Source organism: Sphingomonas sp. (assembly GCF_013812825.1).
In the GTDB taxonomy this organism is placed as follows: domain Bacteria; phylum Pseudomonadota; class Alphaproteobacteria; order Sphingomonadales; family Sphingomonadaceae; genus Sphingomicrobium.
Map to the genome: position 1 here is coordinate 41,946 of NZ_JACCSU010000060.1, position 19,706 is coordinate 61,651.

The following is a 19,706-nucleotide window of genomic DNA, read 5'->3' on the forward strand; positions in this document are numbered from 1 at the left end:
AGTGAGGGTGCGTATAAATGAAGCGTTTTGCCCACAGTCTCCTTAGGAACTCGGAAGGCGCGGTTGCGCCCACTATTGCTCTTTCCCTCGTAGGCCTGATCGCCGTCGGCGGCATCGCGTTCGACTATGCGCGCATGGCGTCAATGGACACCGAACTCCAGAATGCGGCGGATCAGGCTGCCTTGGCCGCCGCTAGCCAACTCGACGGCCAGGTGGGCGCCTGCTCGCGGGCAGCCGCCGCGGCTCGAAACATGATCTCCAACCTGACCTACATGGCCAATGACGGCGCCAGCAACGCCGTCGTCGTAGCCGAAGAGCCTGCCTGCGACGCGGCTGGCAATGTCCGCTTCTTCCAGAACATCACCAAGACGACTGCAGCGACCAGCGATGAAAACGCCAAATTCGTCGAACTCGACGTCAATCCGCGTACGGCTTTTTATGCCCTGACGCCTGTGGTCGGCGCTTTCTCTTCGGGAGCGCTGGGTGCGAAGGCGTTTGCCGGACTTGGCGAAGCGATCTGCCGGGTGCCACCGCTGATGTTGTGTAATCCCAACGAATCAGGCGACCCGGATTTCACCATTGCCAATTACGTCGGCAAGGGCCTCCGACTCGTCGCCAACGATGGCGGCGGCAATTACGGGCCTGGACTTTTTGGCTTTCTCGAGGTCGGCCAGGGCAACGGCGCGGCCGATCTGGCGAAGGTGCTCGGTCGCCAGGGCGATCCGGGCAACTGCGCGCAGGGCAGCGGAGTCGAGCCCAACACTGGCAACATGATATCGGTCCGCGATGCCCTGAACACTCGCTTCGACCTGCTTCAGAACGGTCTCAACCAGGCATGCGGGACTAACGGCGACCTCTGCCCGCCTTCGCTGAACAGCCGCAAGGACCTGGTGCGCCAGGGCAATGGCTGTGGCTACCAGACTGGCGGAAACCCGGGCTGGAAGGTGGCTACAAACGCCTATCCGAACCTGTCGTCCAACACGTTGCCGACGCGAGAGCTCAACGATGCGGAAATCCTGAGTGTCGCCCCGATGGGCTACCCGCGTGACATTTGCCATGCGTTCAGCATAGCCGGCAGTTGCACTGGCGGACGGACCGGGAACGGCAACTGGGACCGGCTCGCTTACTTCCGGAGCCGGTCCGTCGACATCGCTGGCATCCTCGCCGAGTGGCCCGAGGCTGCGGGTTTCACGCGGGCAGCTTACCCCGCATTTGAAACATGGATGGCCAACACGTTCGGGTCGAGCGCGCCGACCCGATACGACGTGTACAAATACGAGATGGCCGATGCCGCGGCGCGCCTCAAGTCTCAAAACAGCGGCGGGATGGTCTCGCACGGACAGCCGGTCTGCAATGGACCGGGAATAACTCCGGGCGCCAATCAACCCGACCGCCGGGTCCTCTCGGTCGCCGTCCTCAACTGCACGGCCCAGGCCGTCTCGGCGAGCAGCGCCAACGTCCCGGTTACAAAGTGGATCGACATCTTCCTCACCGAGCCTGTCGCGGCGCGGACCTCGCGCACTGAAAACGGCGATATTTATGTCGAGGTCATCGGCGAAACCGAGAACAGTGGCAACACGTTCCAGGTGGTCAAGAAGGCCGTTCCGTACCTGATCGAATGATGCGCAGCCCGTCCCGCCTCGCCGCCGATCGGGCAGGTTCAGCAGCAGCCGAGCTGGCCTTGGCGTTGCCGCTGCTGCTCATCTTGATGTTCGGTTCATTCGAGGTCGGCTATTATTTTTTGTCTGAACATGTTGTCCAGAAGTCGGTTCGAGATGCGGCTCGTTATGCATCGCGCCTGCCGATGACCAGCTACCCCGGCTGCGCGCCCTCCGCGACCGCACTGACTCAAATCCAGCGGGTCGCAAAGGCCGGCGATCCCGACGGGGATGCCGACGGCGACGGCACGCAGGACAAGCGCCTCGAAGGCTGGACCGCGGACACCATGACGACCGTCAGGGTGACCTGCGACACCAGCGGCACCTACACCGGCATCTACAGCGAATTGGCGCAAGGGGTTCCCGTCGTGACGGTGATCGCCCAAGTGCCTTACAATTCGCTGTTCGGTGCGCTGGGGATCGTCGACCCGTCGCTGGTTCTCAATGCCCAAAGCCAGTCAGCGGTGTTCGGGGCATGAGTCGGATGTCGACTTTCCGGCGCGATGATCGGGGCGCGACGGCGGCCGAGTTCGCGATGGTCCTGCCGCTGTTGCTCCTCCTGCTGCTCGGCATTCTCGACGTCGGCCGGTTGATGTGGGAATATAATCGCGCCGAGAAGGCAACCCAGATGGGGGTTCGCTATGCGGTCGTCACCGACATGGTACCGTCCGGCCTCCTAAATTACAGCTTCGCCCTCAGCGACGGTATTCTCGCAGGCCAACCCGTTCCGACTGCGAACTTCGATCGGACGGAGTGCAATACCAACAACTGCAGCCCCTGCACGGGAAGCGTTTGCGGCTCGATCGGATATAACGCATTGGCGTTTGACCGGATCGTCCAAGTCATGAGAAACATGTATCCAAGTATCACGGACGCCAACGTCATCGTCGAATACCGCAATGTGGGCCTTGGCTATGCCGGGGACCCAAACGGTCCCGATGTGGCACCTTTGGTAACAGTTCGGTTGACTGGCCTCACCTTCAGGCCGATCACGACTATGTTGTTCGGTGCGGACATTGTCATGCCTGACTTCCGGGCTGCTCTCACCCTCGAGGACGGCTCCGGGACCATGGCGAACTGATGAACTGGTAACTGGGATATGTCTGTGATCAATCCGAACGAAACGGGCAAGAGTTGGCGAACGCACCGCCGTGAGGCGACGGTTCAGCTATACCTTAGCGGTGCTCACGGTGATGCGGCTGAACTGGTTGGCACCCGAATCGCCGGCTTCCCGCTCGCGCTCAACCTGCTCGCCGATACCGACTGGATCGATCCCGAAGAGCTGGCCGCCGCAGCAGCGGCTGTTGTTCAGGTCGACCAGGGTTCGCCGACTTCGGTCATGCGCTTCCAGAAGCTCGCCGCCGCGACCAAGACACGCCTGATCGCGGCTGCCTACGAGCCGCCTCTCGCCTTCGTCCGCTCGCTGATCCGAGCCGGTGCCCACGACGTCGTCCCGCTGCCGCTTGAAATCACCGATCTCGAGGCATCGCTTGCCCCCATCCGGGACGAATTTGCGAAACAGGACCAAACCTCCCGCATCGGCACCGCGAAGGTCGTCAGCGTGATCAAGAGCATGGGCGGGGTGGGCGCGACCGCGCTCCTGACCCAGCTGGGGATTCGCTTTGCCCAGAGTGAGGCGAAGATGGGGCGCGAGGCATGCTTGATTGACCTCGACGTTCAGTTCGGCGACGCCGCCTTCCAGCTTGGCCTGAAGCCGTCGCTGTCGCTGGTTGATCTCACCGAGGCCGGCGCACGCCTTGATGGCGAGCTGCTGCGAGCAACCACCGCAGAACACCGGAGCGGCCTCAAGCTGGTTGCTTCACCTCCATCGATGATTCCGCTCGAGTCCCTGACCAGTGAACAAGTGATTGAAATCGTTGAGCTTGCCAAGCGCGAGTTTGGCACGGTTTTCCTCGACCTGCCGAGCAACTGGACCAACTGGTCGCTTTCGCTGCTCGCTCAGTCGGACCTCGTGTTGTTGGTCAGCGAGCTCAGGGTGGCGAGCCTCCACCGGGCCCGCAGGCAGCTGGAGCTGATCCGGTCCCAGGAGCTGGAGGAACTCGACCTTCGCATCGTCATCAACCGGTTCGAGAAGGGGTTGTTGCGGACGGTGCGGCCGAGCGATGTCCGGAGCGCCTTGGGCAAGGATATCTCCTACACGATCGCCAACGATCACCCGCTTATGCGGTCCGCCATCGACCAGGGCCTGTCGATCGCCGAAATTAAGCGGAAGAGCGCGATCGGCAAGGACATCGCCGAGCTGGACGAAGGTGTCGCGGCGGCCCTTGGGTTGAGGCGCTGATCGATGTGGCAGGTTCGTAAGTCTAAGACCGCTTCCACGGAGGCAGACCAGCAGACCAATACGGTCGAGCAGCAGCGGCTGATGACCGTCGGCGACGCGGGCGCTTTCAACAAACGTGACGAGCGCACAGAACTCAAGGTCGAACTCCACCAGCGGCTGCTCAATCTGATCAACCTGTCGGCTCTCGACAGCATGTCGCGCTCGCAGATTGAAGCGGAAACCGGAGCCATCATCCACGAGGAACTGGCCAAGCAGAATCACGCGCTGAACCAGTCGGAACGCAAGCAGCTGGTCGCCGACGTGCTGGATGAGCTGCTGGGTCTTGGACCACTCGAGCCGCTTCTCAAGGACCCGACCATCACCGACATTCTTGTTAATGGCCACAGCAGAGTATTCGTCGAGCGCTACGGCGTGCTCGAGCCGTCTCCAGTCCGCTTCAAGGACGAGAAGCACCTGATCCGGATCATCCAGAAGATCGTCTCGGCGGTCGGCCGCAGGATCGACGAATCGTCGCCGATGGTCGATGCCCGCCTCGCCGACGGAAGCCGCGTCAATGCGGTTGTTCCGCCTCTGGCGCTCGACGGCTCTTTATTGTCCATTCGTAAGTTCGCGCGCGTTCCCATCGGCCTCGACCGACTGATCGAGATTGGCAGCGTCCCCGCGCAGGTCGCCGAAGTCATGAAAGCCGTTGTTGGCTCACGCCGCAACGTCCTGATTTCGGGCGGTACCGGCTCCGGCAAGACCACCATGCTCAACGCGATGTCGGCATTCATCGACGGCCGCGAGCGGATCGTGACGATCGAGGATTCGGCCGAGCTCCAACTGCAGCAGGAACATGTGGTCCGGCTCGAAACCCGGCCCCCCAACATTGAAGGCAAGGGCGAGATTGCCCAACGCGATCTGGTCAAGAACGCACTGCGCATGCGGCCCGACCGGATCATCCTCGGCGAGGTTCGGGCCGGCGAGGCGTTCGACATGCTGCAGGCAATGAACACCGGCCACGACGGCTCGATGACCACGGTTCACGCCAATACTGCGCGGGACGCTCTGTCCCGAGTGGAGCAGATGATCGGAATGAGCGGCGTCGACGTTCCCCCGCGCTCGGCACGGGCACAGATCGCGTCGGCAATCAACGTCGTCATCCAGGTGGGCCGTCTGTCCGACGGTCGCCGCAAGCTGCTCAGCCTGTCCGAGCTCACCGGTATGGAGGGCGACGTCGTCACCATGCAGGAGATCTTCCGCTTCCGTCAGAGCGGAGTGAACAGCGACGGCCAAGTCCAGGGCCGCTTCGAGGCCACAGGCATCCGGCCGCGGTTCATGGACCAGGTGGCCGCGCACGGTATCAGCTTGTCTACCGACCTCTTTCGGCCGGATGCGAAGTTCGACTGATGAACGACACCTGGATCCAGGCACTGTTCCTAGTTTGCATCTTCGGTGCCGTGCTGCTCGGCGTCGAGGCACTCGTCAGCTGGCTCGCGAGCCGGAGGTCGGAAGGCAAAGCAATAAACTTGCGTCTAAAGATGATCGGCCAGGGCCGGTCGAGCGGCGAGACGCTCGACCTGTTGCGCCGGCAGACGAGCGCCATGCCGGTGGGTCTTCCGCCCATACTCAACCGTCTTGGGCAAAAGTTCGAGTTCATGCTGATGGCCGCCCAGGTAACCATCCCAACGGGCAGGCTCATGCTTATGATCCTGTTCGGGCCCGTTGTCCTATTCTTCTTCATCCTCCTGATCATGGTCCTCTTGGGAGTACCGATTGCTTTCGGGCGTTTGATCCTGATCGCGGCCTTCTCGGGTGTGGTCGGGGCCGTATTGCCGCTAATGGTCCTGCAGATGAAGGCCACGCGCACTCGCAAGAGGATGCAGGAGCAGTTCCCGGTCGCCCTCGACGTGTTCGTGCGCGGTCTTCGCGCCGGCCACCCGATCGCTGCCGCGCTTGATCTGCTGACGGTCGAGATGCCGGATCCGATTGGTAGTCAGTTCGGAATCGTCGTCGACGAAGTCACCTACGGCGCGGATCTTCGCGACGCTCTTCAGAACATGGCAGACCGCTGGGGCCTAGCGGACATGCGGATGTTCGTCGTTTCCTTGGCGGTGCAGAATGAGACCGGTGGCAACCTGGCCGAAATTCTCGAGAATCTGTCGACCGTGATCCGCGAGCGCGCGTCGATGATGATGAAGGTCAGAGCCTTGTCGAGCGAGGGCAGGATGACGGCCATCATGCTGACGGCGCTGCCAATTTTCGCTTTCGTCTTTCTTTTCCTGGTTAATCCGCCTTTCTACCTGGAGGTCGCGGACGATCCCGCCTTCGTGCCCGGCTTTCTCGGCCTCATCACGTTGTACGTGGTCGGCTTTGTCAGCATGCGCCGCATGACAAATCTGAAGGTCTGAACGCGTGCTCGAGCTGATCGCCGAAAACGCTTTCATCAGGCTGCTGCTGCTTGTGGCGCTGTTTGGTATCGTTTCGGCCGGGGCGTTTTTCCTGGTGACGGAAGTCACGGCTCGGCAGATGACGCGCCGGCGGCTCGTCAATGAGGGTCATCAGAGCAGTCAAGAGGCGAGCAGCGTCGGTTCGCTTCGCTCGGATCATGCGGCCAGCACTTGGCTCAAGCTCGTCAACGCGATCGAAAAATCCGGTTTGTCGCTCGTCGACACCAAGGACGAGGCCGTCCGCAAGCGGCTGATCGCCGCCGGTTTCACGGCTCCCTATGCGCCGCGCGTCTACACGCTTACGCGGCTGGCGCTGATTATCGCGCTCCCGTTGCTCGTACTGCTTTACTACTGGCTCACCGGCTCGAGCCCGAGCCTCGCCAAACTTTATATCTCGCTGGTCGTCGCCGCAGTACTGGGCCTCTATCTGCCTAACATTTACGTCCGCGCCCGGGCCGATCGCCGCCAAAAGGAAATCATCAACGCCTTCCCTGACGCGCTGGACCTGATGCTGGTCTGCGTCGAGGCCGGCCTCGGCCTCGAAGCCGCATTCGCGCGCGTCGGCCAGGAGATGACGGAATCCCACCCACTTCTTGCCGAACAGCTGGGCGCGGTCGTGCTTGAGCTGCGCGCCGGCAGAAGCCGCGAGGATGCTTTGCGGCGCATGGCCGACCGCTCCGGGGCGGACGAAATTCGGGCTTTTGCGACGCTGCTGATCCAGTCAACCAAGCTGGGTTCGTCAGTCGCCCAAACCATGCGGATTTACGCATCCGACATGCGCGAGCGGCGGCGCATGCGCGCCGAGGAGAAGGCGCATCGCTTGCCGGTGCTGTTGTCGATTCCGTTGGTTGCTTGCATGTTGCCCGTGATGATTGGGGTGCTGATGCTCCCCGCCATCATCCGTGTCATGCGCGAGATTTTGCCACGGCTTGCAGGGGGATGAGATGAACGGGGGGGCCAGGTTTCTCGCAACTGCCGCCGTGCTGGCGCTCGCCGGGTGCGGCGGGTCGGATGCCAAGCTCGAGATCCGGTCAACTCCGACGCCATTGTCGGCGACATCCAAGCCGACTCCACATCGGATTGCCGAAGCGCATGGCCATCTCGCGCTCGGCAACGTCGCGCTGGCGATCGAATCGTTCCGGAAGGCGCTTCGTGAGCAGCCCGACAGCGTCGACGCAATGGTCGGGCTCGCCGCCTCCTATGACCGGATGACCCGCTTCGACTTGTCGCGGCGCTATTACGAGTCGGCGCTGGCGATTGTCCCGGCGGACACCCGCGTGCTCAACGCCTTCGCCCGATCGCTCGATGTCCAGGGCCGGTCGGTGGAAGCGGCCGCCGTCCGCAGCGAAATCCGCACGCGTTCGGCTGCGGCTGATGTGCGGCCGGCACCTGCGATTCAGGCGCCGGCCCGGCAGCAAAAGTTAGCGCAAGCCTTACCGCCCGTGGCGGCACCCTCGGTCACCATCAAGCTTCCGCCGCCAAGAGGGGTGGCCACCGTTGTTGTCCAGCGGCCAGCGGAACCGAAAGTCCGGGCCAGCGCGCCGCCCGCAAAGCTCGAGCCCAAAGTCGCTGCGGTTCCAGCGTCGCCTCCAGCGCCGGTCGCGGTCGCGCGCAAGCCGGTTGAACCGAAAGCGGCTCCTTTGCCGGTCGCCGCGCCGATCATGGCTTCGGCCAAGCCCGAGCCGACGAAAGCGCCAGTTCAAGCAGCCGTTGTCCAAAGGCCGGTCGAAACGAAGCCAATGGCATCGCCGCCGCCCGCAGCGGCCGTCGCCTTCGCCAACAAGACCGCGGCGACAAAAGCGGCCGTGCCGCCGGCGACCGCCGCGCCCGCAGTCGTTGCGATCAAGCCGGTGGAGGTGAAAACCCCTGCACCGGCGCCCGCGGCGCCAGTGCGGGTCGCGCGCAAGCCGGTGATGCGGGAAGCGGCTCCGGCGCTGGCTGCGCCGGCCCCCATCGCGGCCCCTCGGAAGCCCGTCGAGTTGGCGGCCAAGCTGCCGTCAGTGCCCGCAGCGCCGATCGCCACCACGCCCGTGGAGGTAGCGGCCGTGCCGCCGCAGCCGGCCCCGGCGCCGGTCGCTCTGGAGCCGGTTGCTGTGGCGCAAGCGACTCCACCCGCGCGGTCGCGGGAAACGCAAGCTGGTCCGCGGCTCGAGCGATTGTCGCTGGGCGAGGTCGCCCTGATCACCACCGGCCGGCCGCACTGGCGCTCGGAGGTCGTCAGTCGAACCGCGCAAAGCACGACCGTGCGCTTCGTCCCGCTTCGCAAGGCCGACGCGCGGCCGGTGAGGATCCGCCTGCTCAATGCCGCGAGGCACGAGGGCCTGGCGGCGCGGACTCGCCGGCTGCTTGTCCAGCGCGGCTGGCGCCAACTGGCGATCGGCAATGCGCGCCATATCCGGCGGTCGAGCCTGGTGCTCTATCCGGCGAGCCAGCGTACGCTGGCCAAGCGGCTGGCTGCCCAGTTTGGCATTGCGCTTGCCGAGAATGCCGACGGCACCGACCTGATCGTGCTGCTCGGCCGTGACGCCGCCAGGCGAAATCCCGCTCGGGGAGGCTGATGCTCTCGCTCCTGCTGGCTGCCGCGGTCGCGTCGGCCTCGCCGCCAGCCAATCCACTGAGCGAAGCCGCACATGCGATCGACGCCGGCCGCTTGGAGCAGGCGCGCAAGATGATCGCCAACGCCGTGGCCGCCGGCACAACCGGGCCACACGTTGAACGGCTGCTCGCCGATCTCGCGTACAAGTCCGGCCGCAATGCCGAGGCGCTGGCTCGCTATCAGGCGCTGCTGGCGAAGATGCCGAGCGACGCGCTGCTGGCGGAACGCGCCGGAATTGCCGCTTTGAAGAGCGGCGACAAGGCGGCCGCCGGGCTGCTCGCTCGGGCCACGGCATCGCCTGCCGCATCCTGGCGGGCGTGGAACGCGCGTGGCGTCGCCGCCGATCTCAAGCACGACTGGGCGGACGCCGACGCCGCCTATTCCGAAGCCGCCAGCCGTGCGCCCGAACAGGCGGAGGTCCAAAACAATAGGGGCTGGTCGAAGCTGCTCCGTGGCGATTGGTCGCAAGGGCTCAAGCTGTTGAAGAAAGCAGCAAAGCTCGACCCGCGCTCGACCCGGATCGCCAACAATCTGGAACTCGCCCGAACGGCTCTTGCCGAGGATTTGCCCAGGCGCCGCGCCGGTGAGAGCAGCGCGGATTGGGCGGCTCGGCTCAACGACGCCGGCGTCGCTGCTCGCCTTCGCGGTGACAAGGCAAGAGCAATTGCCGCTTTCGCGCGCGCGATCGAGGCTCGCGATATCTGGTACGAGCGCGCGGCCAACAATCTGGCGATCGCCGAGCGGGCGCAGTGAATCTGTTCGCTTCGGCACCGCTGTGGCTCGCCTGGTGTCTGGCGGCACTGCTGATCGCGGCCGCAATCGAGGACGCTGTCCGGATGAAAATCTCCAACGTCGTCAGCCTGGCCGTGTTCGTCGCCGCGATTGTCGCCATGGCGGTTGGCGGCCTCGAGATTGCCCTATGGCAAAACGCCTTGGTCTTCGCGGTCCTGCTGGCCGGGGGGACGTTGCTGTTCGGGGCCGGAAAGATGGGCGGCGGCGACGTCAAGCTCATGGCCGGAGTGGGCCTGTGGTGCAGCCTGACGACGGCGTTCACCCTGTTGCCGATCGTCTTCATCACCGGCGGGCTTCTCGCGCTCATCATTCTCGCCGCGCGGACCATCGCTCCCAAGGGATCGGGTGTGCGAGTGATCGTCTTGAAGCCGGGGAGCGGAATTCCCTACGGCATCGCGATCGCTGCCGGTGCCTTGATCACATTGGCGCTCAGCCGCGGCTGAGCCACTCCTGTCCGCCCCAATGCCGCGCGGCCCTTTGAAAGGTCCGTGTTTTTAACTGCTTAACATCGATCAGACTCATGAACGGCGTGGCCCGACCTGCGTTTGCAGTTCATATACCACACCAGTTTGACAGGAGGAGAAGCATGGCTGGTTCAAAGAGGAGCAGCTCGGGCGGCTCCAAGCGCGGCTTTGCGGCGATGAGCGCCGAAAAGCAGCGGGAAATTGCGAGCAAGGGCGGCAAGGCGAGCCACGGCGGCGGTCGCCCCAGAACGAAGAGCAGTAGCGCCAGTCGCTGAGCCCACTCAGATTCGAAGGTGAGCACCGGACGGATTGATTTGTTCGGCGCATATTCCAGGAGCGTGGCGCGCGAGGGGTCCTTGCGACCCTTTGGGCTCCGGCAGCAACCTTCGCTGGATTAGCCGGTGGTCAGGCGGCGTCCTCGGCGTCGAGCGAATAGCCTTCGGAGCGCACCGTCCGGAGCAAGTCGAGCTGCGAGTCCCTGGCGAGCGCGATGCGCAGGCGGCGGATGTGGACGTCGACGGTCCGCAATTCGATCTCTTCGCTGTGCGGCCAGACCGCTTCGAGCAGCTGCTGGCGCGAGAACAATCGCTGCGGGTTTTCGAGGAAGTGCCGCAGCAGCCGGTATTCGGTCGGGCCAATCGCCACCGGCTTGCCGTCGCGGCGGACCCGGTGAGCGACAAGGTCCATCTCGATCCCGTGATAGCTCAATTTCCTGGCCGACAGGTCGGGCCGGGCGCGGCGAAGCAGAGCATTGGCCCGGGCAATCAGCTCCTTGGGGCTGAACGGCTTGGTGACGAAATCATCGGCACCCGTTTCCAGGCCCCGCACTCGGTCGTCCTCCTCGCCGCGGGCGGTGAGCATCATGATCGGCAGATTCCGGGTCGCCGGACGGCGGCGTAGCCGGCGGCACACTTCGATGCCGCTGATGCCCTCGATCATCCAGTCGAGGATCACCAGGTCCGGCTTGACTTCGTCGACCAGGATCAGTGCCTCGTCGCCGGCGGCCGTGCTGGTCACCGTGAAGCCCTCGCGGCCAAAATGGTATTTGACCATTTCCGCGAGCGCCGGGTCGTCTTCGACCAGCAGCAGCCGCTTGGATCCGGCTTTGCTCACGGTCAGCCGCTACTCTTGTCGCGGCTGACGTCAGCCATGTGCTGCCCGGTCGCCGCATAATAGACCATCTCGGCGATGTTGGTCGCATGGTCGCCGACCCGCTCGAGGTGCTTGGCAACGAACAACAGCTGCGTCGCATGGCCGATGTTGTGCGGGTTTTCCATCATATGCGTGAGCAGGGTGCGGAAGATGGAATCGTAAAAGTCGTCGACCGCATCGTCGCGCTTGCACACCTGGACGGCCATGTCGGCGTCGCGCTGAACGAACGCGTCGAGCACGTCGTGGACCATGCTGGTCGCAATCCGCGCCATCTCGGGAAGCAGCGAAAGTGGCTCGATCTTGGACGCATTCTCGAGCTGTGGGACCCGCTTGGCGATGTTCTTGGCATAGTCACCGATACGCTCGACGACACCCGAGATCTTCAAAGCGGCGACGACGTCGCGAAGGTCGCCGGCCATCGGCGCCCGGAGCGCAATCAGCTGCACCGCCCGCCGCTCGGTTTCGACCTCGAGCGCATCGAGCTTCTTGTCATTCTGGATGACTCGCTGCGCGCCCTCGCTGTCGCGCTCGATCAGGCAGCGCATCGCCTCGCCGATCGCATGCTCCGCAAGGCCGCCCATCTGGCTGATGAGAGCGCGCAGCCGGTCGATATCCTGGTCGAACGCCTTGAGCGTATGTCCGCTGGTCGTCTGTTGCATGCCCGTACTCCGATCAGCCGTAGCGGCCGGTGATGTAATCCTGGGTTCGCTGCTGCCGCGGATTGGTGAAAATCTCGCTGGTCTTGCCGTACTCGATCAGCTCGCCGAGGTGAAAGAAGGCTGTCCGCTGCGATACCCGCGCGGCCTGCTGCATATTATGGGTGACGATGGCGATCGCGTAGCGGCCGCGAAGCTCGTGGATCAGCTCCTCGATCTTGGCCGTTGCGATCGGGTCGAGCGCCGAGCACGGCTCGTCCATCAGGATCACCTCGGGATCGACGGCGATCGCCCGGGCGATGCACAGCCGTTGCTGCTGGCCGCCGGACAAAGCGGTGCCGCTTTCGCCCAGCCGATCCTTGACCTCGTCCCACAGCCCGGCGCGTTTCAACGATTTTTCGACGATCTGCTCGAGCTCGGCCTTCGAGCTGCCGAGCCCGTGGATGCGGGGGCCATAGGCGACATTCTCGAAGATCGACTTGGGGAACGGGTTGGGCTTCTGGAACACCATCCCGACTCGGGCGCGCAGCTGGACGACGTCCATCGCCGAGCTGTTGATGTCCTCGCCGTCGAGCTCGATATTGCCGGTGACTCGGGCGGTCGGGATCGTGTCGTTCATCCGGTTGAGGCAGCGCAGGAAGGTCGACTTGCCGCAGCCCGAAGGTCCGATGAAGGCGGTTACACGGTCGTCGTGGATGTCAATCGACACCTTGTTGAGCGCCTGCTTGTCGCCATAGGACACGCTGACCTCATGGGCGCGCATCTTGGGCGTTTCGCCCGGCTCGGCTTCGGGCACGGTGGCCGGCTCGGCGGACGGCTCTGCGGCACCGGCTTGCGCCTTGGACCGGTCGCCCTTGACCTTGGTTGTCGAAGAGCGCTTGCGGTTGGAATCCGCCGTGATCGCAGCCGATGGCGTCGGAACGGGCGTCGTCGACATGAGGGGCATTTTCTCTTTCATCAGCATCACCAGCGGCGCTCGAAGCGGTTGCGTAGATAGATCGCCAGCCCGTTCATCAACAGCATGAAAACCAGCAATACGATGATCGCCGCGCTGGTTTTCTCGACAAAGCCGCGGTTCACCTCGTCCGACCACAGGAAGATTTGCACGGGCAGAACGGTCGCCGGCTCGGTGACCCCACTCGGCGGAGCGGCGATGAAAGCGCGCATTCCGATCATCAGCAGCGGAGCGGTTTCGCCCAGGGCGCGCGCCATGCCGATGATCGTTCCGGTCAGGATGCCCGGCAGCGCCAGCGGCAGCACATGGTGGAATACGACCTGCATCTTCGAGGCGCCAACGCCGAGCGCGGCGTCGCGGATCGACGGCGGCACGGACTTGATTGCGTTGCGCCCGGCAATGACGATCACCGGCATCGTCATCAGCGCGAGAGTCAGCCCACCGACCAGCGGCGCGGAGCGCGGCAGGTGCATGAAATTCAAGAACACGGCGAGTCCGAGCAGCCCGAAGATGATCGACGGGACCGCGGCGAGATTGTTGATCGACACCTCGATCGCGTCGGTCCAGCGATTGCGCGCTGCAAACTCCTCCAGATAGACGGCGGCGAGAACTCCAACCGGGAAGGCCAGCAGGATCGTCACGACGATGGTCAGGAAGCTGCCCTTGAGCGCTCCCCAGACCCCGACCGCGGACGGGTCGGTCGCGTCGGATTCGCTGAGGAAGTCGGTATTGATCGTGCGGCGCAGAGCGTCCTTCGCTTCGAGACGGTCGACCAGCCGCTCGCTGGCGGCGTCGCTGTCGTGCTTTGCCGCGACATCGATGGCGCTCCCAACCGGAAGCCACAAGGTCGCGCGGCGGTTGAGAAGGTCGGGATCGGCGACCAGTTGGCGGCCGAGCGAGCGGACCGCGGCGGTCCCGAACAATTCCGATGCTTCGTCGCCATAAGCGGCGCTTGCCGCCTGCGTTAGAACGCTCTCGAGGTCGGCGCTGGCGACCAGGTCGCGCGCCTCCGGGCCCCGGAGGGAGGCCGGATCGAGCGTCAGGTCGGAGCCCACAAAATCGAGCGGCACCGACGCCTCGAAATTGGTGAAGCCGCTGAGGCCCTTCCACGCCATGGTGAATAGCAGGAAGGCGAGGAACGCCGCCGACAGGCCGACCGCGAACAGCCCGGCGAGCCGGAAGCGCCGTTCCGCGGCATAGCGTTTCCGGACCCGCGCATCGGCGGTTCGCCCGGGCAGCGTTTGAGGAGCGCTACTCATACGCCTCCCGGTATCGTCGAACGACGGTCAGAGCGATCAGGTTGAGGACCAACGTGATCAGGAACAGCGCCAGGCCGAGCGCGAACGCCGCCAGAGTCTTGGCGCTTTCGAACTCCTGGTCACCGGTCAGAAGCTGGACGATCTGGGTGGTGACGGTGGTGACGCTGGCGAACGGGTTGGCGGTGAGGTTCGCGGCAAGGCCGGCGGCCATGACCACAATCATCGTCTCGCCGATCGCTCGGCTGACGGCGAGCAGGATCCCGCCGACGACGCCGGGCAGCGCTGCCGGAAGCACGACCCGGCGGATGGTCTCGGACTTGGTCGCGCCCATCGCCAGCGACCCGTCGCGCATGTCCTGCGGAACCGCGGCGATCGAATCGTCGGACATCGAGCTGATGAACGGGATGATCATGATTCCCATCACCAGCCCGGCGGCGAGCGCGCTCTCGCTGCTCGCCGAGGTGATCCCGAGCGACAGGCCAAGATCGCGCACCGCCGGGGCGACCGTCAGCGCCGCGAAATAGCCGTAGACCACGGTCGGGACCCCAGCGAGGATCTCGAGCAGCGGCTTCATCCACGAGCGAACCTGCGGATGCGCATATTGCGTCAGATAGATCGCGCTCATCAGCCCGAGGGGAATGGCGACGATCATGGCGATGATCGCGCCGATGAAGATCGTCCCCCAGAACAGCGGCACCGAGCCGAACGCCCCCGACGAGCCGGCCTGGTCGGCGCGCATCGCGGTTTGCGGGCTCCAGTGGGTGCCGAACAGGAACTCGCCGGGCGGCACCAGTTCAAAAAAGCGCAGGCTTTCGAACATCAGCGACAGGACGATCCCAAGCGTCGTCAGGATGGCGATCAGCGATGCTGCAATGAGCACCGCCATCAGCCATCGCTCGACGCCCGTGCGGGCGCGGAACTGGGGCGAGGTTCGGCGCAAGGCGAAGGCCGCGGCACCCAGTGCGAGCAGGATCGCGACGAAACCGCCAATCATCGAATAACGCGCCTCGGCCTCGGCGAAGCGCGGCACGACCGTCGACGATTCAGGGTTAAACCCCGCCTCGCGCTCGCCGCGCGCAATCTCCCGGGCTTCGGCGAGGATCGTGTCACGCAGCATGTCGAAGCCCGGCAGCGCGCGACCCTCGGGGCTGGCCAGCACCGCCTGCTCGACCAGGTTCGATTGCACCGGGGCCCACAGAGCCAACAGCAGCAGCGCCGGTAGGGCTGCCCAGAGAACCCCATAGGCGCCGTGGTAGACCGGCAGCGAGTGCAGCCGCCCCGCCGTGCGCAGCCGAGCCGCGCGCGAGTAGCCAACCCATCCCGCCACGGCGGCGACGGCGAGCACCCCAAACAGGGCGATGGCCAGGGTCATCGCGTGCGCAGTGCTCCTTCTATTTCAGCATCGCCGGGTCGAGCGGCGCCAGCTCCGTCGCTTGGCGCGTGGCGGCGGAGGCGTCCGCAGCGTCGAGCGGGACAAGGCCGATTCGCTCGAGGGCGCCGCCTTTGCCCCACGCACTGGCGTAGGCGGCGATGAAGTCGCGGATCTTGGGCTTGGCCCGCATGTGCTCGCCCTTGACGTAAATGTAGAGCTTGCGGGCCCCCGGATAGGTCAGGTTGCTGATGGTCTCCGCGGTCGGGTTCACCCCGCCGATCCGAACCGGCTTCACCCGGTCGGCATTTTCATCGAGGAAGCTGTAGCCGAGGACTCCCAGGGCGCCGGGATCGGCCGCCACTTTCTGGACCAGCAAATTGTCGTTTTCGCCAGCCTCGACGAACAGCCCGTCCTCGCGGATCTTGGTGCAAATATCCTTGTGCCGGTCGCTGTCGCTGTCCTTGAGAGCCTTCATCTCAGGGTTTTCGTTGCAGCCCTTTTCGAGAATCAGCTCGGACAAGCTGTCGCGGGTGCCCGACGTGGGCGGCGGGCCCAGCACCCGGATTCGAAGCGCCGGAAGCGCGGGATTGACGTCTTTCCAGGTCTGCGCCCGGTTGGGCTGCCCGTACGGGTTGGCGGCGAGCGCCTCGTAGATGTCCTTCGTCGTGAGGTTGAACTCGGGCGCGCCGCGGGCGGAGATCAGGGTCAGACCGTCGATTCCGATCGGCACCTCGATGACGTTTCGAGCGCCCGCTTTCTGACAGGCTTCATGCTCGCTTTTCTTCATCTGCCGCGATGCGTTGACGATGTCGGGCAATTCGCTTCCGACTCCACTGCAGAACAGTTTGATGCCGGCGCCCGTGCCGGTCGACTCGACGATGACGCTGGTCCCGGAGTTGGCTCGCTGGAACTGCTCGGCGACCGCTCGGCTGAACGGGTAGACCGTCGAGGACCCGACGATCTTGATCTGCTCCGACTGGCTCCCAGATCCCCCGCCGCACGCCGCGACCAGCATTGCGGCCGCAATCACACCCAAAATCCTGGTCATCGATACGCCCTTTTCAAGTGAGTCCCGGATGGCATTGCCCTAGCCGAGGCATCTGACGGCCGCGTGACAGAGTTGTTTCAGTTTTGTGACAACCCCCTCGCTCAGCGCGGGGCCGGCAGGCGGACGACCACTTCGGTTCCCTCCCCGAGCGTGCTGCGGATATCGAGCGTTCCGCGGTGGCGCTCGACGATGTGCTTGGCGATCGCCAGCCCAAGCCCGGTGCCGCCCGATTCGCGGCTTCGGGCGGCGTCGACGCGGTAAAAGCGCTCGGTCACCCGCCGCAGATGCTCTCGCGGAATCCCGGGGCCGTTGTCGGTGACGGAAAGTCGGATGAACCCGTCGTCGGCACTGGCGGCGACACGCACCGCGCAGCCGCCGCTCTGGCAGCCGTATCGGATTGCGTTGCTGAGCAGGTTGTCGAGCAACTGCGCGAGCTGGGACTGGTCGCCCAGGACCCGTGGCAAACCCTCTTCGACGTCGACCTGGATACTGCATTGGGCCGAGCCGGCAATTCGAACGGCGTTTTCGATCGCCTGCGAGACGACCTCCCCGATCGAGACATGCCCGGACGGAGCCACGAAGCGACCGGCCTCGATCCGCGACAGGCTCATCAAATCCTCGATGATCCGAAGCATGCGCTGGGCCTCGCTGCGGATGGTCGAGCCGAACGTCAGCCGAATCGCCGGCTCGAGGTCGGCTTCGTCGGCGAGCGTTTCCGAGTAGCCGATGATGGTTGCCAGGGGCGTACGCAGCTCGTGGCTGGCGTTGGCGACGAAATCGACGCGCATCTTCTCGGCCGCGATCGCCGCCGAGCGGTCGATCAGCCGGAGGAGCAGCGTCTGCTCGTCGATTCGGCGGATCGACAATGTCCACGGCCGGCCGAATTGGCCGATGCCGGTGATGTCGACGTCGCCGGGCTCGCCGGGAAGGATGTGCTCGAGCGCCTCGGGATGGCGGATCGCGAGGCGAACGTCGCCGCCCTCGATCCCCACCCCGAAAAGCTTGCGTGCAGCCGCGTTGGCGAACCGGATCACTCGGCCCTCGAGCACCAGAGTGGGCTCGTCGAGGGCTTCGAGGAACGGCTGGATTCCAGCAGACGCCATGCTTCCGATCTTAGCCGATCCAGCCGTCCCGGCTAGAGCGGCGGGCATTTCTCGCTGGGGAGGGACGCAACCGACTAAAAGTCGATCTGCGCCCGCATTGAGGCTACATCGACCGAATAGTCGCGGTCCCCCGCGGCCGCGGTCGCCGCATCGTCGTAGAGGATGTGAGCATAGTTGAGCCCGAACAGCAGATAATCGGTGGGCTTCCAGTTCAGGGACCCCTGGAAGGCATTCTGCCTGCCGCCAACGAATCCGCCATCGACCAGGTCGAGATAATCCCAGCGGACGTTGAGCCCGAGTGAGCCCCAGCCGCCGTCGTTGAACGGTTGCTTGACTTTCACCCGGTCGAATTTCCCGCCCTTGTAGCCGCGCCGTTCGCCGGTCAGGAAATAGCCGCCCTCGACGTACGCGCCGAAGAAGGTCGGGTCGGTGGGGCCGCTCCTGCCGACCTTCTGCCAATAGGCTTCGCTGGCGACGTGGAACGGGCCGAAGATGCCGGCCGCCTCGAGGCCATAGCCGGTCTCGGATTTCGCCTGGCCGATATTGCCGGTGTCGATGAAGCGCACGTCGGTGGTGTGGACAGCCGGACGCTGGCGGTAGCGGACGCTGGTCGCGGCGTCGTTGAGGTCGCGGTAATGCGCCGATCCGCCGAAGTGCAGTTGGTTGGCGCCCATTTTTGGAGCGAACACCAGGCGGCCGTCGGCGCCATAGCTGTTGTTGTCGTCGCCGACCGAGTTCAAGTCGGCGATATTGTCGGTGAATACGCCAGCCTGGGCGAGCAGGTCGCCCTTGGCATATTGCGCCGACAGGCCGACTCGGCGCTCGAATCCGAATGCGTCGGTGAACGCGGCGCGCTCGATGAACGACGAGTGGAGCGAGCTGGTCAGCTCGTCGAGCGATTGGAAATTGTTGTGCTGGCCGACAATGAATTCGGCCGGACCAGCCTTGTAGGAAAGATAGGCATCGGTGAATTCGACGTCGCCGGCGGCAAAATCGAGCTCGAGCTTGTAGCCAAAGCCTCCCGGGACCGTCCCTTCGGCGCCGAGGCGTCCGCGGCGCAGCTCGTTCGAGAAACCGAGGCCGGGATTGTCGATGCCGCGGGGGCTGCTCACCGTCGCGAAGTCGTACATCAGCCGCCCGCGCGGCTTGAACGACCAGCCGGCTTCCTTGTCCTCATGCAGCGGCGCGCCCTTCCATGATGGAGTGGCCACGGCCATCTGCGCCTTGATGCCTTCGAGCGCCTGCTGCAGCTCTCGGACCTGGGCCTGAAGGACCTCGATCTTGGCCTGGGCATCGTCGGCCGGGCTCGCCGCCGCGGACACCGGTAAACACATTGCGGCGCCGCAAAGCAGAGCGGCAGATATGGTCTTCATCCGATCGTTCCTTTCTCGAACGACTCGAATTTAGGACCAGAAAGCTACGCGCGGATGACGCGCCCATGACACAAGTGTGACAGCCGCTGAGCCATACAGTTCGAACGCGAGCGCCAGCTGGATTGATCTGACCGGCGCCCTGGGTTGAACGGCCGGTCTCGCAACCGCGCGCTCGCCAGCGGCGTTGACCCGCTGCGATGTACCGGACGGACCTCAGTTCCAGGGACAGGAGCGGGGCGATGGCGGCCGTGCTCGCGATCCACGCTGCCTTGGCTTTCGCGCTTCTCCAGCTGTCGGGTCAGATCGACATGGGCGATCCGCAGGACGCGCTCCGGGTCTTCGACATCACCGAGATCATTCCGCCGCCGCCGCCGCCGCCGCAGCAGCCCCAGCGGCCCAAGCCCAAGGAGGAAGAAGGCGGCTCGCCCGCCAACATCAAGAGCGAGGCGACCCCGGTCGTCGCTCCCAAGCCGCGCATCGAGCTTCCGGTGAAATCGCCGATCGCGGTGACCGAGACCCCGCGTCAGGGCGCTGCGCCGACCCAGGG

General features: G+C 64.7%; 19 protein-coding genes and 1 pseudogene. 12 read left to right on the plus strand and 8 right to left on the minus strand.

The genetic code is table 11. The features are described from left to right. Positions 1-17: 17 nt before the first annotated feature. The 11 genes from H0T81_RS07845 to H0T81_RS12780 all read left to right on the plus strand — a co-directional run bounded on the left by H0T81_RS07845 (position 18) and on the right by H0T81_RS12780 (position 10,516). On the plus strand, positions 18-1,622 hold the full coding sequence (locus tag H0T81_RS07845; protein ID WP_294011582.1) for a pilus assembly protein TadG-related protein: 1,605 nt from the start codon (positions 18-20) through the stop codon (positions 1,620-1,622). Then, on the plus strand, positions 1,622-2,137 hold the full coding sequence (locus H0T81_RS07850; protein WP_294011584.1) for a TadE/TadG family type IV pilus assembly protein: 516 nt from the start codon (positions 1,622-1,624) through the stop codon (positions 2,135-2,137). Before H0T81_RS07845 ends, H0T81_RS07850 begins: the two co-directional genes overlap by 1 nt. After that, positions 2,134-2,739, plus strand: coding sequence for a TadE/TadG family type IV pilus assembly protein (locus H0T81_RS07855; RefSeq protein ID WP_294011586.1), 606 nt, complete (start codon positions 2,134-2,136; stop codon positions 2,737-2,739). Before H0T81_RS07850 ends, H0T81_RS07855 begins: the two co-directional genes overlap by 4 nt. Positions 2,740-2,763: 24 nt before the next feature. Beyond that, positions 2,764-3,960, plus strand: coding sequence for an AAA family ATPase (locus H0T81_RS07860; protein ID WP_294011588.1), 1,197 nt, complete (start codon positions 2,764-2,766; stop codon positions 3,958-3,960). Between the two features lie 81 nt (positions 3,961-4,041). Next, on the plus strand, positions 4,042-5,349 hold the full coding sequence (locus tag H0T81_RS07865; RefSeq protein ID WP_366474101.1) for a CpaF family protein: 1,308 nt from the start codon (positions 4,042-4,044) through the stop codon (positions 5,347-5,349). Beyond that, positions 5,349-6,350 carry a type II secretion system F family protein gene (locus H0T81_RS07870; protein ID WP_294011592.1) on the plus strand — a complete coding sequence of 334 codons (1,002 nt, stop codon included), beginning with the start codon at positions 5,349-5,351 and terminating at the stop codon, positions 6,348-6,350. The genes H0T81_RS07865 and H0T81_RS07870 overlap by 1 nt, the downstream gene beginning before the upstream one ends. Positions 6,351-6,354: 4 nt before the next feature. Further along, the gene (locus H0T81_RS07875) at positions 6,355-7,332 is read left to right on the plus strand and encodes a type II secretion system F family protein (RefSeq protein WP_294011594.1); all 978 of its coding nucleotides are present in this window, start codon (positions 6,355-6,357) and stop codon (positions 7,330-7,332) included. Between the two features lies 1 nt (position 7,333). After that, entirely contained in the window at positions 7,334-8,947 is a 1,614-nt protein-coding gene (locus H0T81_RS07880; RefSeq protein WP_294011596.1) for a LytR C-terminal domain-containing protein, read from the plus strand. Beyond that, entirely contained in the window at positions 8,947-9,738 is a 792-nt protein-coding gene (locus H0T81_RS07885) for a tetratricopeptide repeat protein (RefSeq protein WP_294011598.1), read from the plus strand. Before H0T81_RS07880 ends, H0T81_RS07885 begins: the two co-directional genes overlap by 1 nt. Further along, positions 9,735-10,220 carry a prepilin peptidase gene (locus tag H0T81_RS07890; protein WP_294011600.1) on the plus strand — a complete coding sequence of 162 codons (486 nt, stop codon included), beginning with the start codon at positions 9,735-9,737 and terminating at the stop codon, positions 10,218-10,220. The genes H0T81_RS07885 and H0T81_RS07890 overlap by 4 nt, the downstream gene beginning before the upstream one ends. Positions 10,221-10,363: 143 nt before the next feature. Continuing rightward, positions 10,364-10,516 carry a KGG domain-containing protein gene (locus H0T81_RS12780; protein WP_366474100.1) on the plus strand — a complete coding sequence of 51 codons (153 nt, stop codon included), beginning with the start codon at positions 10,364-10,366 and terminating at the stop codon, positions 10,514-10,516. A 130-nt stretch (positions 10,517-10,646) separates the two neighbouring features. On the opposite strand, the gene phoB is transcribed toward H0T81_RS12780, so the two are convergent. The 8 genes from phoB to H0T81_RS07930 form a co-directional block, all read right to left on the minus strand. Next, positions 10,647-11,354, minus strand: a complete 708-nt coding sequence (gene phoB, locus H0T81_RS07895) for a phosphate regulon transcriptional regulator PhoB (protein WP_294011602.1) — start codon at positions 11,352-11,354, stop codon at positions 10,647-10,649. Positions 11,355-11,356: 2 nt separating this feature from the next. Next, on the minus strand, positions 11,357-12,052 hold the full coding sequence (gene phoU, locus H0T81_RS07900) for a phosphate signaling complex protein PhoU (protein ID WP_294011604.1): 696 nt from the start codon (positions 12,050-12,052) through the stop codon (positions 11,357-11,359). Between the two features lie 13 nt (positions 12,053-12,065). After that, on the minus strand, positions 12,066-12,812 hold the full coding sequence (pstB, locus tag H0T81_RS07905) for a phosphate ABC transporter ATP-binding protein PstB (protein WP_294011617.1): 747 nt from the start codon (positions 12,810-12,812) through the stop codon (positions 12,066-12,068). Between the two features lie 200 nt (positions 12,813-13,012). After that, positions 13,013-14,263, minus strand: coding sequence for a phosphate ABC transporter permease PstA (gene pstA / locus H0T81_RS07910; protein WP_294011606.1), 1,251 nt, complete (start codon positions 14,261-14,263; stop codon positions 13,013-13,015). Next, positions 14,256-15,635 (minus strand): phosphate ABC transporter permease subunit PstC, encoded by a 1,380-nt coding sequence (gene pstC, locus H0T81_RS07915; protein ID WP_294011608.1) that lies wholly within the window; start codon positions 15,633-15,635, stop codon positions 14,256-14,258. The genes pstA and pstC overlap by 8 nt, the downstream gene beginning before the upstream one ends. 19 nt (positions 15,636-15,654) lie before the next feature. After that, positions 15,655-16,683, minus strand: a complete 1,029-nt coding sequence (locus H0T81_RS07920) for a substrate-binding domain-containing protein (protein ID WP_294011609.1) — start codon at positions 16,681-16,683, stop codon at positions 15,655-15,657. A 101-nt stretch (positions 16,684-16,784) separates the two neighbouring features. After that, a complete protein-coding gene (locus H0T81_RS07925; protein ID WP_294011611.1) occupies positions 16,785-17,786 on the minus strand; it encodes an ATP-binding protein in 1,002 nt (333 codons plus the stop codon). A 74-nt stretch (positions 17,787-17,860) separates the two neighbouring features. Next, positions 17,861-19,159, minus strand: coding sequence for a porin (locus H0T81_RS07930; protein ID WP_294011613.1), 1,299 nt, complete (start codon positions 19,157-19,159; stop codon positions 17,861-17,863). A gap of 239 nt (positions 19,160-19,398) precedes the next feature. On the opposite strand from H0T81_RS07930, the pseudogene H0T81_RS07935 reads away from it, so the two are divergent. Further along, a pseudogene (locus H0T81_RS07935) lies at positions 19,399-19,706 on the plus strand (energy transducer TonB); the annotation flags it as partial.